Origin of the sequence: Nocardia terrae, from assembly GCF_009760405.1 — a bacterium.
Lineage (GTDB): Bacteria > Actinomycetota > Actinomycetes > Mycobacteriales > Mycobacteriaceae > Nocardia > Nocardia terrae.
In genome coordinates, this window is sequence record NZ_WRPP01000005.1 from 453,216 (window position 1) to 466,426 (window position 13,211).

Consider the following 13,211-nt stretch of genomic DNA (forward strand, 5'->3'; position numbering starts at 1 on the left):
TCAGCACGTCCGACCTGGGATAGGGACACAGATTTGGTTCGCCGACAGGGTTCCTCCGGCGATCGTCGCCAGACCCTGTGGTGTGAGCCAGGCTTCGAGCTGCGAGCGCAAGCCCTGCAGGTTGTCGATGGCGGGGCCCATGGAGGTCTGGAAATCGGCGATCGCGCCCTTCAGCTTGTTGACCGCGGCCAGCACCTGATCCTTGTGGTCGAGATAGAACTTCTCTTCCGGCTGGATGCTGACCAGGACGGCACCGAGCAGGCGATATGCCTCGTTGAATCCGACGTGCGTGTTGTTGTAGGTCGTCAACACGATGTCGATCTGCCGGATCAGGTCGAAGACGAAGTCCCGGCTGCCGTTGAACGTCTGGAGGTATTCCGTCGCCAGATCCATGATGGTGCGCACCTGCCCGCGCTGGTGATCCATCACCGTCGCGATGCTGTTCATCCCGGCGATCAACGATCCCACCGATGTCGAATTGTGTTGCAGCGCCTGGGCGACCTGGTCGATATTGGCCTCGATGGTCGTGCCGTTGACCTTGTCGGTCACGTGCGGCGCGGCCTGCAGCACGTCACCGATCGAATACGGAACACTGACATGGTCCGCAGCGATCGAACCCTGTTTCAACGACGCGTTGCCCAGCGGGATGAGGGTCACCGCGTAACCACCGACTGGCGTCAGCATCCTGATCTCCACGCGCGAGTCGGAGCCGACGAAGGTGTCGTCCTTGATCTCCGCTTCGACCCGCACGGCCGCCGGCTGCATGACGATCTTGGTGATCTTGCCGACGCTGATCCCCGCCACCCGGACGTCCTCGCCGGTGCTCAGCGCGGACGCGTCGGTGGTCTCGAAGGAAATCGTCTTGCGCCCCAGGGGATGCACGTACAACAGGGTGGTGGCCGCCAGGGCGACGACGGCGATGAATACGACCGACGAGCCGAGCAGTACCTCGTTCTCGCGGATGCGCTTCAGTGCTGATTGCATACCACGACCTCACTGCCATTGAGCAGAACGTTGACTTCGGTAGGCAGCTGCGCGACGCCATTGCTGCACGTCATCGCGCCGGACTGTGCCGAGCTGAGTTGCGGCACCTGCATGCCGGCGAACGCCACCGGCAACAGGCGCAGCGCATCCGCGGCGGCCGGAACCGACGCGAACGCCTGGCTCAGCAGCTTGTCGATGTCCAAGTCCGGCGACAGGCCGAGTTCGGTGATCAGCCGGTACACCGGGGTCAGGAATTCGGGACCGAACGTGGCCGTCTTCTGGAACTCGTTCAGTACCGTCATGGCCTTGGCGATCGGAAAGCTCACCGATTTCAGGAAGTCCATGACCTGCGGTGACTTGCCACCCATCGAATCGGAGATGCGCGAGAGGTTCGCGGTCAGCGTCGATATCACCTGTTCGCGGTCGTGGGCGAGATCCGCGAGTTTCTGGACGCTGTCGAGCATCGGTGTGAGGCCGGTGCCGTCGCCCTGCAACAGTGAAATGGCGTTCTGCGTAAAGGCATTGATCTCGTCGGTGCTCATGGTGTTGAGCACCGGCTGCAGACCGTTGAACAGCTGGGTGATATCGAAGGACGGACGTGTCATAGCGGTGTCCAGGTGATCGGTGGGATGGCCGCCTTCCGACGGCTGCTGCAGGTCCATGTACCGAATGCCGGTCAGGCTCTGGTACTTCACGGCCAGCACGGTGTTGTCGGTCAGCCGGTACGGCTTCTCGAGCGAGAAGCCGACGTCGGCGATGCTCTTGCCGTCGCGGCGGACCAGGGCAATGGATTGGATCTTGCCGACTCGAACGCCCTTGATGCGCACGTCACCGTTGACGTGCAAGCCCGATACGTCCGTGAATTCGGCTCTGTAGCCATGCGTTTCGCCATTGACCGGATTCTTGATGGCGCTGATGACGATTTGGAAGAGCGCCACGGCGACCATGGCTGCGACGCCCAGTTTGGTCAGGGTCAGGAGGAATTTCGTTCTCGGGCTCACCGGGGTGTCTCCTCGTGAGGGGGTTGCGGCAGTCCCGTGATCGCCAAGGGCGCGGCCAGCATCGGCAGATCGTCGAGCACGATTCGCAGATTGAGGGTCTTGGCGTTGTCGGGGCCGTGGAAAGCGTTGTTGTAGCGGTCGATCAGCGCGGACAGCTTCCCGGTTGCCGCACCGCCCGCGGTCAGCGCGGGCAGCGCATCCGACATCGCCTGCACCAGCTGCGTGACGGGAGTCAATTCGGTGCCATGGGATTTCAGCAACGCTCCCGCGGAACCGAAGAGGTCATTCGCCGCGAGGTTCAGTCCTTCGCCGGTCTCGTCCATGAAGGTGTCGTCGACGCCGATCGAGCCGTCGGGGCGACGGTTGTATTTCGTGTCGTAGACCCGGGCCAGCGCATCGATCGCCTGGCGATCGAACGCGGGCAGCACATCGAGGATCCCGTTCATGTAGCCGAACAGCTCACTCGGCAGTGCCTGCTGCGTATCGGCGACGCGATCGGCGAAGATGATCCCGGACTGGATCAGCGGGGTAAGTCCGTCGGTGTAGCGGATGACCTTGTCGAGGGTCTGGATCATCGAATCGGTCAGCGTCCCATCGATGGCGAGGGAGCCCTTCTCCAGCATCGTCGACATCGTGAAGTCGCCGGCCGGTACGCGGTTGAGCACCGTTCCCGCAGCGAGATGACCCCCTCCTGCCTGACCTACGAGGTTGACCGCGGTGATGCCGAAGTAGTTCTGCGGGCGGAAGTCGACCTCGAAGGCGTCGGTCAGGCCGTGGATCTGGCTCGGCTGCAGTACCAAGGCCATCCGGACCGATCCCGCCGCGGTCTTCTCCAGTCCGGTCACTTCGCCCACTTCGGCACCACGGAGGATGACCTTCGTTCCGGTCCCGACGCCCGGACCGACGTACGGCACATCGACGCTCAGCTTCAGCCCTTCCGGCTGGTTGGCGCGTGGGTAGATCCACACCGCGGCCAGGATCGCCGCAGCCGCCACGGCGATCACCACGATTGCGGTGGTATTCACGATGCGGGCCTGATGCTCGTCCGTGCCGCGGAGGAAGTCCTGATTTCTGGTCTTGCTCATCGTTCTGTCCCCTCGTGCCCTATCCCTTGAAGACCAGCAGCGGGCTCAAGCCCCAAATCGCCACGGTCATAACGAAATTCAGTACGACGATGGCGACCAGACTTGCCCGGATGGCACGGCCCGACGCGGCGCCGACCCCGGCCGGGCCACCGCTGGCGAAGTAGCCGTAGTAGCAGTGGATCAGCGTCACAACCGCGCAGAAGGTGATGGCCTTGAGGACCGACGCACCCAGGTCCGGGAGGCTCAGGAACTGACTGAAGTAGTGGTCATAGGTGCCCGCCGCCTGGCCGTCGAACGTCTTGACGATGATGCCGCCGGTGATGAAGCTGATCACCAGCGCCATCAGGTAACCGGGCAGCACCACCAGCATCCCCCCGATGAGCCGCGTTCCCACGACGAACGGAATCGCCTGCAGTCCCATGGATTCGGTGGCATCGATTTCCTCCGAGATCCGCATCGCACCGATCTCCGCCGTCATGCGGCAGCCCGCTTGGGCTGCGAAGCCGATGCCGGTGATGATGGGGGCGATCACGCGAATGTTGCCGAACGAGCCGATGATTCCGGTCAGCGCGCCGAATCCGAGTAGGTCCAGCGCCATGAAGGCTTCGATGGCCACGACCGCGCCGACGGCGACGCCCAGGAAGAACATCAGACTGACGACACCGCCGTCGACGACCAGCGAGCCGCTCCCCCAGGCCATGTTGTTCATCGTCTTGAAGGTCGCTTGACGATAGTGGCGAACGGTTTTCGGCAGCAGGTAGATGACCTTGGCGACGAAGATCACGACCTGCCCGATCTCGCCCGCCATGCCCTCCAGGCCGCGTCTCGCCGAGCGAACGGGGCGTACCAGAGCAGACGACAGGGGCGTGTACTTCGATGGAGTAGTCATCCGATCACGCCAATCTCGCCGGGAAGAACATCATCTGCAGCTGGCTGACAAGCAGGTTCGTCATGAAGATGCAGAAGACGCTGAGTACGACCGAGGCGTTCACCGCGTTGGCGACCCCCTTGGGTCCGCCCTTGGCCTCGAGCCCGCGCAGGCTCGCTATGAACACCACGATGGCCGCGAACAGTAGCGCTTTCAGCACCGAGAAGACCAAGTCGGTAGGCGTCGCGAAGGCGCCGAAGGACTGCCAGAAGCTACCCGGCACAACGTGATTCACGTTGGCCGAGATGATCAGGCCCGCGAAGACGCCCGCCGAAACGATGATGATGCACAGGATCGGCGCGATGGCGATCATGGCGAGGAATCGGGGCATCACCAGCCGCTCGACCGGATCGACACCCATCACGCGCATGGCGTCGATCTCCTCGCGAATAGCGCGTGCGCCGAGGTCGGAGGCGATCGCCGATGCCGCCGCGCCACTCATCAGCAGGCCGGCCGCCATCGGCGCACCCTGCCCCACAACCCCGAGTCCGCTGGCGGCGCCCGCCAACGAGTTGGCCCCGACCTGGTTCATGATGCCGCCGACCTGAACCGAGACCTCCGCACCGATCGGAACGGCCATCAGCAGCGCCGGGAGCGCGGTCACTTTGAGCAGCAACCACATCTGGTCGACAACCTCGTAGATCGGCATCCGCAGGCGGATGGCGTCGACCACCGAGTACCGCAACACCGCGGCACTCAGTTCCGCCGCCCTGCCCAGGGTTCCCAGCGATCGCCGCGGCCGATCGACCAATTGATACGCAATTTTCGAGGCTGCGACCGTCATCCGAGACCTGCCAGAACGAGGCGTGCCGAGCACTGCGATGGCTCGGAAACGTATCTATAAGCATTAGGTTTAAAATCTATAACCATTAGATTTAGCATCTAGCCTTACGACCTTCCGAATCCTCGCCTGACACCCGTATGGCACGATTGCGCCTCGACCATCTCCAATGAAACCGCAGGTAGTGGCCATGGGATGGGTTCAGATCTCCGGAGAATGTGCTCCGGGTCACTTGCGGTAGGGAGCATAGCACGCACCGTTAGGTGCGCAATAGATCACACTTCTGATCAATTGTCCAATATTTGTGAATCGCATCGAAATACTCCAGAAAACCGCTGCACAAAGCAAACCCTTGCTACTGAACACCGTGTTCAGATATGGTGTCCGTCACACAGTCTGAACAGACTGTATGGTCACTGAGTACGACATCTGGAGTCGGTGTTATGAGATTCAAGCCCATCAGTGTCTCGGCCCTCGCAATCGCCGGCATGGCCATCGCGGGCTCCTCCGCAGTAGGAGCGCCGGTCGATCTACCACCCCCGTTGGCCGGAGTGCCGAAAGCGGCTCTACAGCAATCGCTTTCGGTGGAGAAACTCGATCGCTCATCGGGTTCCGCAACCCAGCCTGCACGGAGCCCGCTGCACGCGCCGTCCGCCGAGGCGGCGGCGCCGACCGACCTACCGGCTGTGACGCCCGAGCCGGCTGCCGCGACTGCCGGGCCGCCTGTGAGCGGGATCCCGGACCTGGTGCTCGCCGCCTACCGCAATGCCGAACGCATGCTGGCGCAATCGGATCCGAGCTGCGGCCTGCCCTGGAATCTGCTTGCCGGCATCGGGCGGATCGAGTCCGGCCATGCCGACGGCGGCAACGTCGACTCCTCCGGTACGACGCTGTCGCCCATCTTCGGCCCAGCACTGGACGGATCCCTGCCGGGCAACGAAGTCATCAAAGATGGCGCCGGAGGGTACATCCGTGCCGTCGGTCCCATGCAGTTCCTGCCCAGCACCTGGAATGCCTACGCGAGTGACGGTAAGGGCGACGGCAAGCCGGACCCGAACAACGTCTTCGACGCCGCCCTGGCCGCGGGCAAATACCTGTGTTCCGGCGGGATGGATCTGCACGACCCTCAACAGCGCGTTCGTGCCGTCTTGCGCTACAACAATTCGGCCTCCTACGCGGCCGACGTCCTGCACTGGTCGGCCGTCTACGGCGGCGAACAACCCGGCGATCAAGCCGCCCTGGCCGACGTTCCCCAGAGCCCGCAAGCGCCTGCCGCGCAGCAGCCCTCGTCGCCGGTACAGGATGCGGCACCAGCGGATCCGGCGACACCGACCGATCCTGATTCGACACCGGATCCCGCAGCCGCCCCGACACCTGCGCCTGCGCCTGCGCCGATGATCCAGATACCGGGTCTGCCCCCGATCCCCTGTGGCATTTTCTGCCCACCTGCGTCCTGAGCAAACTCGATCATCCGTACGCGGCCTATCGCGTAGTGCCCGTCGTATGCTGGATCCACCAACGGCGCACTCGTCAAGGGCGATGGCATGAACGATGCGACTCAGCGCCAACAGGTCCTCGGTATCGAGGCGGAGTTGGAGGCCGAGGGGTTCGAGGGTGCCGAACTGATCGGTCGGGGTGGTTTCGGCGCGGTCTATCGATGCCGTGAGCGCGCCCTCGATCGCGATGTCGCGGTCAAGATCGTCGATACCAAGACGAGCGATGCAGATCTGCAGCGGTTCCTGCGTGAGCAACGTGCGCTGGGACGATTGTCAGGGCACCCGAACATCGTGACGGTGCTGCACGTCGACGTGACTGCGACGGGACGTCCCTATCTGGTGATGCCCTACCATCCCGCTGGTTCTCTGCACGACCGCATCACCAGGGATGGCCCGCTCGACTACCCCGACGTCCTGAGGCTCGGGATAAAACTCTCCGCGGCGATGGAGACCGCACACCGCAACGGCATTCTCCATCGGGACGTCAAACCCGCGAACATCCTGATCACCGACTACGGCGAACCTCAATTGTGCGATTTCGGCATCGCACACGGGATCGACGGCTTTCAGACGGCTACCGGCGAGATCACCGGATCGCCGGCTTTCACCGCGCCCGAAGTGCTCGCCGGCCGGTCATCCAGCGTGCAGTCCGACATCTACGGTCTCGGCGCGACCCTGTTCAGTGCGCTGACCGGCCACGCCGCTTTCGAGCGCATGGAGGGGGAAGATCTCGTCGCGCAGTTCATTCGGATCAGCCGGCAAACTGCCGTGTTGCCGCTCGACCTGCCCGAGGGGATCGCGGGCCTGGTAGAGACGGCAATGGCGAGAAACCCGGGCAACCGGCCCAGGTCGGCATACGAGTTCGGCACTGCCATCCGCGATCTGCAACAGCATCTCGGACTGCCGCAGGACGATTTGAGCGTCATGGGCACGGCCGATCCGGCAGCATCCGTCTCCGACAACCACGGTAAGGCAGTGCCGAGGCGCGCCAGTACCCCTCCCCCGACACCGAATACGCGCTTTCGCCCACCCCACCCCACCCGTGCGCTGGTAGCCCGGGCGAGAGTCATGGCCCCGCTGAAACAACAGGAACGCAAGCGACTGGTCGTGATTCACGCACCTGCCGGATTCGGTAAGAGCAGTCTCGCGGCACAGTGGGCCGAATACATCAGTGGCACAGGGGTTCTCGTTGTCTGGCTGACGCTCGATGCCGAGGACAACAATGCGATCACCTTCTGCACGCATCTGGTCGAAGCGGTGCATCGCGTGGAGCCCGCACTCGCCCATGATCTGCGCAACGCCCTGGAAGAGGCCGGTGGTCAGGCAGAACGATTCGTCCTGACCACTCTGATCAACAAGATTCACGACCTGGATCGTCGGCTCGCCATCGTCGTCGACGACTGGCACCAGGTGACCAGCGAGTCGACCCGCAACGCTCTCAGATTCCTGCTGGAGAAGGGCTGTCACCATCTGCAGTTGATCATCACAACCCGGACGAGATCGGGTCTGCCGCTCGCCGGTATGCGGGTCCGAAACGAACTGGTCGAAATCGACGCGGCCGCATTGCGTTTCACCGACGACGAGGCAGCTGCGCTCTTGTCCGGATATGACGGGCTTCGGGTAACGCCGACACAGGTGTCCGAGCTGACCCACTCGACCGAAGGCTGGGTGGCGGCACTGCAACTGGCGTCGCTGTCCTTGCAGCACAGGACGGACTCCACGAGCCTGCTCACGAATATCTCCGGTCGTCACCAAGCCATCGGAGACTTCCTCGCCGAGAACGTCCTGGATTCACTGGAACCCGCGTTGGTCGACTTCATGATGGCGACCTCACTCACTCGCCGGATAAGCGGTGACCTCGCGAACACACTGACTCAGGAAACCACCGGACAGGCGCGGCTGGATGAGGTCGAGGAGCGAAATCTGTTCCTGCAGCGCCTCGACGACAACGGCGAGTGGTTCCGCTACCACCACCTGTTCGCCGAGTACCTGCAACGACGCCTCGAACGAGATCAACCGGACCGGTTGCCGGAGCTGCACAGGCGCGCTGCGCAATGGTTCATCGATCATGGGCATATCGCGGACGCTGTCCGGCACACCCTCGCGACCGGCGATCAACTGCGCGCTGCCCAGCTGGTCGAACAGGCCGGATTCACCTTGCTCGAGGACGGACAACCCGCGAGATTGCTCGGGCTGGTCGAGGCACTGCCCGATGATGTCGCGGAAACGCTCCCGCACCTGCAGACAGCCGTCGCGCTGGCCAATATCGCGCTCCGGCACGACCTCGAAGCAAAAGAGGCGCTGAAACGCGTGTACGTCATCCTCGATCGGTCGCACGCCGACGCCGATAGCGAGCACCTGCGCAACCAATGCGGAGTCATCGAGGCCGTGACGGCAATGCTCTCGGATCACACTGTCGGCGTGGAGGACCTGATCGCGGCACCGCTGTCCGCGCCGGAGTCGTTCGACCCCTGGTTCGTATCCACTGCTGGCGTGGTCTCGGCCTACCTCGCGCTCATGCGCTTCGATTTCGAGGGCGCGAAGCAGTGGCGCGATCGCGTCTCCAGCCTGTCCGACACCACCAGCGGCCAACTGACCCGAACGTACCTCTACTGCTTCAGCGGCATCGCCGCGCACGAGCAGCTGGATATTCCGGCCGCCGAGTACTACTTCCGTAAGGCCCAGCGCGTGGCGCAGGTCGCCCGCGGTAGTTCCGGCATCGCCGCCCGGTTGGCCGGGGCCCTGCTCGGCGCGCTGCTCTATGAGCGGGACGAGCTGGACGAAGCCGAAAGCTTGCTCGATGCCAGCTTCGAGCTCGGCGCCACCGCTGGCACAGTCGATTTCATGATCGCCGGCTACGCGATCGGGGCCCGGGTGAAAGCCGTCCGGGGTAACCGCGACGAAGCTCTCCACCGACTGGAGGAAGGGGCACGCACCGCCAAAGAGCTCGCGCTGCCGCGGCTCGCCGCGGCGGTCGAGTGCGAGAGGATTCGGCTCGGTCTCGCGACTGATTCCGAATCACTCTCCATCCCAGTCGATTTCGCCCGAGGATCAAAGGCCGGCACGGACGCAGACGAGCTGATCGGCGATATCCTGCTGTCCAACCGGATTCGCACGATCTTGAATTCCGGGTCCTCCGAACGCATCACCGCCATAGTCGGAGATGCTGCGGCATTGGTCGCCAAGCTGACGACCCAGCAACGGCGACGCGCCCGGTTGAACGCCGAAATCCTGCTGGCACAGTGCCTGTCGATCGCCGGGGAGGACGATCAGGCAATGCGCCTCGCGACCGGAATCGAAAATCAATGCCGCGAGCTCGGCATCACCCGGCTCCTCCTCGACGCGGGCCCCGTGTTCGGTGACCTGATCGACCGTCGGTGATCAGTCGGTGTACGTGCCCGCCAGAACGGGTTCGAAACTGTCCATGATCGCGGACTGCGCGGCGTCCGGGAGTGTGTGCAGGATTTCGCGTACCCGCGCTTGCCGCCGTGCGACCGCTTGACGAGTCGGCATGCCTGGAGTGGCCTGCATCTGCGGGATGATCCCTTCGATCTCCTCGGCGCCGCCCTGGTGATGCCCGGCTTCGACCAGCGCCCGCTCGCGCGCCATCTGCGCCTCGTCCTTCTCCTCGCTCATGCCGATCGGGCCGACCATCCGGCCGTTCAAGAATTGCTTGACGACCGGCTGGTCGGAAGTCAGCAAGACCTCCCGTGGGCCGAACATCACCAGCTCGCGGCGAAACAGCATGCCGATGTTGTCGGGAACCGTCCGCGCGAGGTTGATGTTGTGGGTCACGATCAGGAACGTCGCGTCGATCTGGGAGTTGATGTCCAGGAACAGCTGACTGATGTAGGTCGTGCGGACCGGGTCCAGACCGGAGTCCGGCTCGTCGACGAGGATGATCTCCGGGTCGAGTACCAGGGCCCGAGCCAGGCCGGCGCGCTTGCGCATCCCGCCGGAGATCTCGCCGGGAAGCTTGTCCTCGGCCCCGGTGAGACCGACGAGATCGAGCTTCTCCATCACGATCCGCTTGATCTCCGACTCTCCCTTGCGGGTGTGCTCGCGCAGCGGGAAGGCGACGTTGTCGAACAGGTCCATCGAGCCGAACAGCGCGCCGTCCTGGAACAGCACCCCGAAGAGTTTGCGGATCTCGTAGAGCTCCTTGGTCGAGCAGGTGGTGATATCGGTTCCGTCGATGTAGATCTGCCCCTGTTCCGGACGCAACAGTCCGATCAGCGACTTCAGGAACACCGACTTGCCCGTACCCGACGGGCCGAGCAGGACGCTGACCTCCCCGGCGGGCAGTGTCAGCGATACATCCTGCCAAATGGTCTGCGAACCAAAGCGTTTGGTTACGCCAACGGTGCTCACTTCGACACCCACGGTGCCCTCCTGATGGATAGAGATCTGCTGCGAGTTCATCGCCCATCCGCCGATCAACTACCCCAGAAAGCAGATCACCCCGCCAGACGCGATCCGTACGCTTTCTCCACCCACACCCGCACGCCGAGCCGGTCCAGCCGACCCACGCACGGGATATGTGATGTGCGATACAAAGGACTGTAGGTGTCACTGAACACTTTGTCCATACTCCGCGTATGATCGACGGAAAGTTCCAGGGAGAGGCATAAATTGAACGCCAAATCGATTGCGCGCCAACGCCCCCGCAAACATGACGGGCGTGGCAGCACCGAGCTTGCGGTGTTCTCCGCGACGACGCACCTGCTGCGAGAAACCCCGCTCCAGGACCTCACCGTGGCCCAAATTCTGGCCCGTGCCCGGGTGTCACGAGCGAACTTTTATCACTACTTCGCGTCGAAGTACGACGTCATCACCGCCATGGTCGAGCGACTGGTCGAGGACACTCACAGCACCGAGGGTCCCTGGCACGCCGAGCTCGGCGAGTCACACCGGCAGGCGATGGAGGACAACCTCCGGCACACGATCGACCTATGGTCGTCCCAGAGCGAGTTGATCTGCGCCGTCGTCGAACATATGCACGTCGTCCCACAACTCGCCAGCGCATGGAACCTCATGCTCGACCGCTTCATCTCCGAGATGACCACACAGCTCGACCAAGCCCGCGCCGGAGGCGACGCACCCGATGGCGCACCCGCAGCGATGATCGCCGCCATCCTTGTCAGCGGCTACGAACGATGCTTCTACGTGGGCGCCCGGGCATACGACAGCCACCTCCCCAACCCAGAGGCGGCGGTCGACTCAATTGTCGAGTTGACTCTCGCAGCGCTTTACGGCAATCGCCGAACACTTCAGCATCAGCGGAAGAAGCGTCGCACGAGCGGCAAGCTGCCTGACACCGTGCTGTCGGCCGCCGCTGCTGTCGGTTCCTCGCCCGACGCGAGTGAAGCGCCGGAATTCGAAACGGCAGCAACAATTATCGAGGCGACGAACTCGCTCCTTCAGGAGATGCCGTTCGAGCAGGTGAGTGTAGCCAAGATCCTCGAGCGCGCGAAGCTCTCACGAGCGACGTTCTACTTCTATTTCGCGAACAAAGACGACGTCTTCCTCGCCCTCTTCGACCGCGTCGCCGGCCAAATCGTCAGCCGATTCAGCACGCTCGCCCAGGTCGACCGCTCCAACCCCGACCGAGTCCGCTCGGCGATCATCCATTGGCTCGACCTGGACCCCAACAGCCTCGGGGTCCTCCGTGCGGCCATCCACGAATGGACTCGACGCCCAGACCTCCGAGAACGCTACCTCGCCATCATGACGAGTCTGATCGCATCGCTTGCAACAGCTATCGAGTCCGACCGAGCCGCCGGACTAGCACTCGACGGCCCGCCCGCTCCCCAGTTCGCCGCGGTACTCCTCTGGACCGTCGAGCGGAGTATCGCGGGATCCCTTGCCGGCGAGAGAAATCTGGAGCAGACGCCAGCCGTGGCCACCTACCTCGGCGAGCTCCTGACTTCCACAATCTACGGCAAGTAGGGGTTCAAGACCTGGGCTGGACGTTCACCCGTCTGCGCACTGCTTCACTCCTTCCAGATCACCGGCTGCAATCAACGGGACCCAGCGCGTCGAAGTCGATGTCGGGAACCAGGTGCTCGAGACACTCACGCAACTCATCGAACATACGTTGACGGCGGTCGCATGAAGACGCTCGCCGACAACATCCGGCTCGAGATCGTCGCCGGCCAGCGAGCACAACGACGCACCGTACTCACATGGGCGGAAGAGGCGCGGCCTGAGCGGGGTTGAGCGCGTCCAATAAGAAGCTGAGGTACCTGCGTCGCGCGGAAGGGTTGAGCTCGACGGCACTCAACGCGGTGATCACCATCGCGAAAACATAAGGCACATCGCGTGGTTCGAGGTCGGGCCGCAGGTTTCCCGCCGCCTGAGCACGCTGTACCGCAGGGCCGAAGACCTCATCGCTTTGGGTCAGGAACTCTGCGGTGACCTCGGTCAGGTTTCCGATCGAAGTGGCGAGCGTCCGTTCACTCTGAACGATGTCGGCCACACGTTCGGCGACATCGAGGAGGATGGATCGGGGCAAAGCGTCTTTGTCGAGCTCGGCCAGCATGGGCAGGACCTCGGTAGTGAGGATCCGTTCGTAGACGGCGCGCGCCAGGGCTTCTCGATTGGGAAAGTGCCGGTACAGGGTGGCCACGCCAACCCCCGCTTCGCGCGCGATGTGCGCGAGGGTCGCCGAACCGCCCTCGGTGGCGAACAGTCGCCGAGCCGCCTCGACGATGCGGGAGATGCTCGTGAAAGCATCCGCCCGAAGCGGTTTCGTCGCCACGCGGGCTGTGCTCCTTCTGTCGATTCACCAGTGCCAGGGCTGTGACCGAGCGTACCTTGCCGCATATATGATAGTTGACTACCGTTTTGATAGCTGACTATCAGTTACTTCCGAGGCGGGGTCACTTTGCCGCCGGGGAGTTGCGCCGAGAGGAATCACGCAATGTCGACCCTGCT

At 63.4% G+C, this 13,211-nt stretch carries 10 protein-coding genes; 3 read left to right on the forward strand and 7 right to left on the reverse strand.

Features of this window, described 5'->3' with window-relative positions:
• The 5 genes from GPX89_RS26215 to GPX89_RS26235 all read right to left on the reverse strand — a co-directional run bounded on the left by GPX89_RS26215 (position 1) and on the right by GPX89_RS26235 (position 4,782).
• Complete coding sequence (locus GPX89_RS26215) at positions 1 to 984, reverse strand: MlaD family protein (RefSeq protein ID WP_157390306.1); 984 nt, start codon at positions 982 to 984, stop codon at positions 1 to 3.
• Complete coding sequence (locus tag GPX89_RS26220) at positions 969 to 1,985, reverse strand: MlaD family protein (protein ID WP_328602333.1); 1,017 nt, start codon at positions 1,983 to 1,985, stop codon at positions 969 to 971. Before GPX89_RS26220 ends, GPX89_RS26215 begins: the two co-directional genes overlap by 16 nt.
• A complete protein-coding gene (locus GPX89_RS26225) occupies positions 1,982 to 3,070 on the reverse strand; it encodes an MlaD family protein (protein ID WP_157390307.1) in 1,089 nt (362 codons plus the stop codon). The genes GPX89_RS26220 and GPX89_RS26225 overlap by 4 nt, the downstream gene beginning before the upstream one ends.
• 19 nt (positions 3,071 to 3,089) lie before the next feature.
• A complete protein-coding gene (locus GPX89_RS26230; protein WP_235948213.1) occupies positions 3,090 to 3,878 on the reverse strand; it encodes an MlaE family ABC transporter permease in 789 nt (262 codons plus the stop codon).
• An 85-nt stretch (positions 3,879 to 3,963) separates the two neighbouring features.
• The gene (locus GPX89_RS26235; protein ID WP_157390309.1) at positions 3,964 to 4,782 is read right to left on the reverse strand and encodes an ABC transporter permease; all 819 of its coding nucleotides are present in this window, start codon (positions 4,780 to 4,782) and stop codon (positions 3,964 to 3,966) included.
• 581 nt (positions 4,783 to 5,363) lie between these two features.
• Here GPX89_RS26235 and GPX89_RS26240 point away from each other — a divergent pair.
• Complete coding sequence (locus GPX89_RS26240; RefSeq protein WP_328602334.1) at positions 5,364 to 6,236, forward strand: lytic transglycosylase domain-containing protein; 873 nt, start codon at positions 5,364 to 5,366, stop codon at positions 6,234 to 6,236.
• A gap of 87 nt (positions 6,237 to 6,323) precedes the next feature.
• Entirely contained in the window at positions 6,324 to 9,656 is a 3,333-nt protein-coding gene (locus GPX89_RS26245) for a serine/threonine-protein kinase (protein WP_157390310.1), read from the forward strand.
• Here GPX89_RS26245 and GPX89_RS26250 read toward each other — a convergent pair whose 3' ends face one another.
• Complete coding sequence (locus GPX89_RS26250; protein WP_157390311.1) at positions 9,657 to 10,697, reverse strand: ABC transporter ATP-binding protein; 1,041 nt, start codon at positions 10,695 to 10,697, stop codon at positions 9,657 to 9,659.
• Between the two features lie 210 nt (positions 10,698 to 10,907).
• Here GPX89_RS26250 and GPX89_RS26255 point away from each other — a divergent pair, with 210 nt between their 5' ends.
• The gene (locus tag GPX89_RS26255; protein ID WP_157390312.1) at positions 10,908 to 12,224 is read left to right on the forward strand and encodes a TetR/AcrR family transcriptional regulator; all 1,317 of its coding nucleotides are present in this window, start codon (positions 10,908 to 10,910) and stop codon (positions 12,222 to 12,224) included.
• Positions 12,225 to 12,456: 232 nt separating this feature from the next.
• Here the strand turns inward: GPX89_RS26255 and GPX89_RS26260 are convergent, their stop codons facing one another.
• The gene (locus GPX89_RS26260) at positions 12,457 to 13,035 is read right to left on the reverse strand and encodes a TetR/AcrR family transcriptional regulator (RefSeq protein WP_328602335.1); all 579 of its coding nucleotides are present in this window, start codon (positions 13,033 to 13,035) and stop codon (positions 12,457 to 12,459) included.
• Positions 13,036 to 13,211 lie beyond the last annotated feature (176 nt).

What these genes read in the sequence shown, in the direction of transcription:
- GPX89_RS26215 (WP_157390306.1), bottom strand. Translation starts at nt 984, where the DNA reads ATGCAATCAGCACTGAAGCGCATCCGCGAGAACGAGGTACTGCTCGGC.
- GPX89_RS26225 (WP_157390307.1), bottom strand. Translation starts at nt 3,070, where the DNA reads ATGAGCAAGACCAGAAATCAGGACTTCCTCCGCGGCACGGACGAGCAT.
- GPX89_RS26230 (WP_235948213.1), bottom strand. Translation starts at nt 3,878, where the DNA reads ATGGCGGGCGAGATCGGGCAGGTCGTGATCTTCGTCGCCAAGGTCATC.
- GPX89_RS26235 (WP_157390309.1), bottom strand. Translation starts at nt 4,782, where the DNA reads ATGACGGTCGCAGCCTCGAAAATTGCGTATCAATTGGTCGATCGGCCG.
- GPX89_RS26245 (WP_157390310.1), top strand. Translation starts at nt 6,324, where the DNA reads ATGAACGATGCGACTCAGCGCCAACAGGTCCTCGGTATCGAGGCGGAG.
- GPX89_RS26250 (WP_157390311.1), bottom strand. Translation starts at nt 10,697, where the DNA reads ATGAACTCGCAGCAGATCTCTATCCATCAGGAGGGCACCGTGGGTGTC.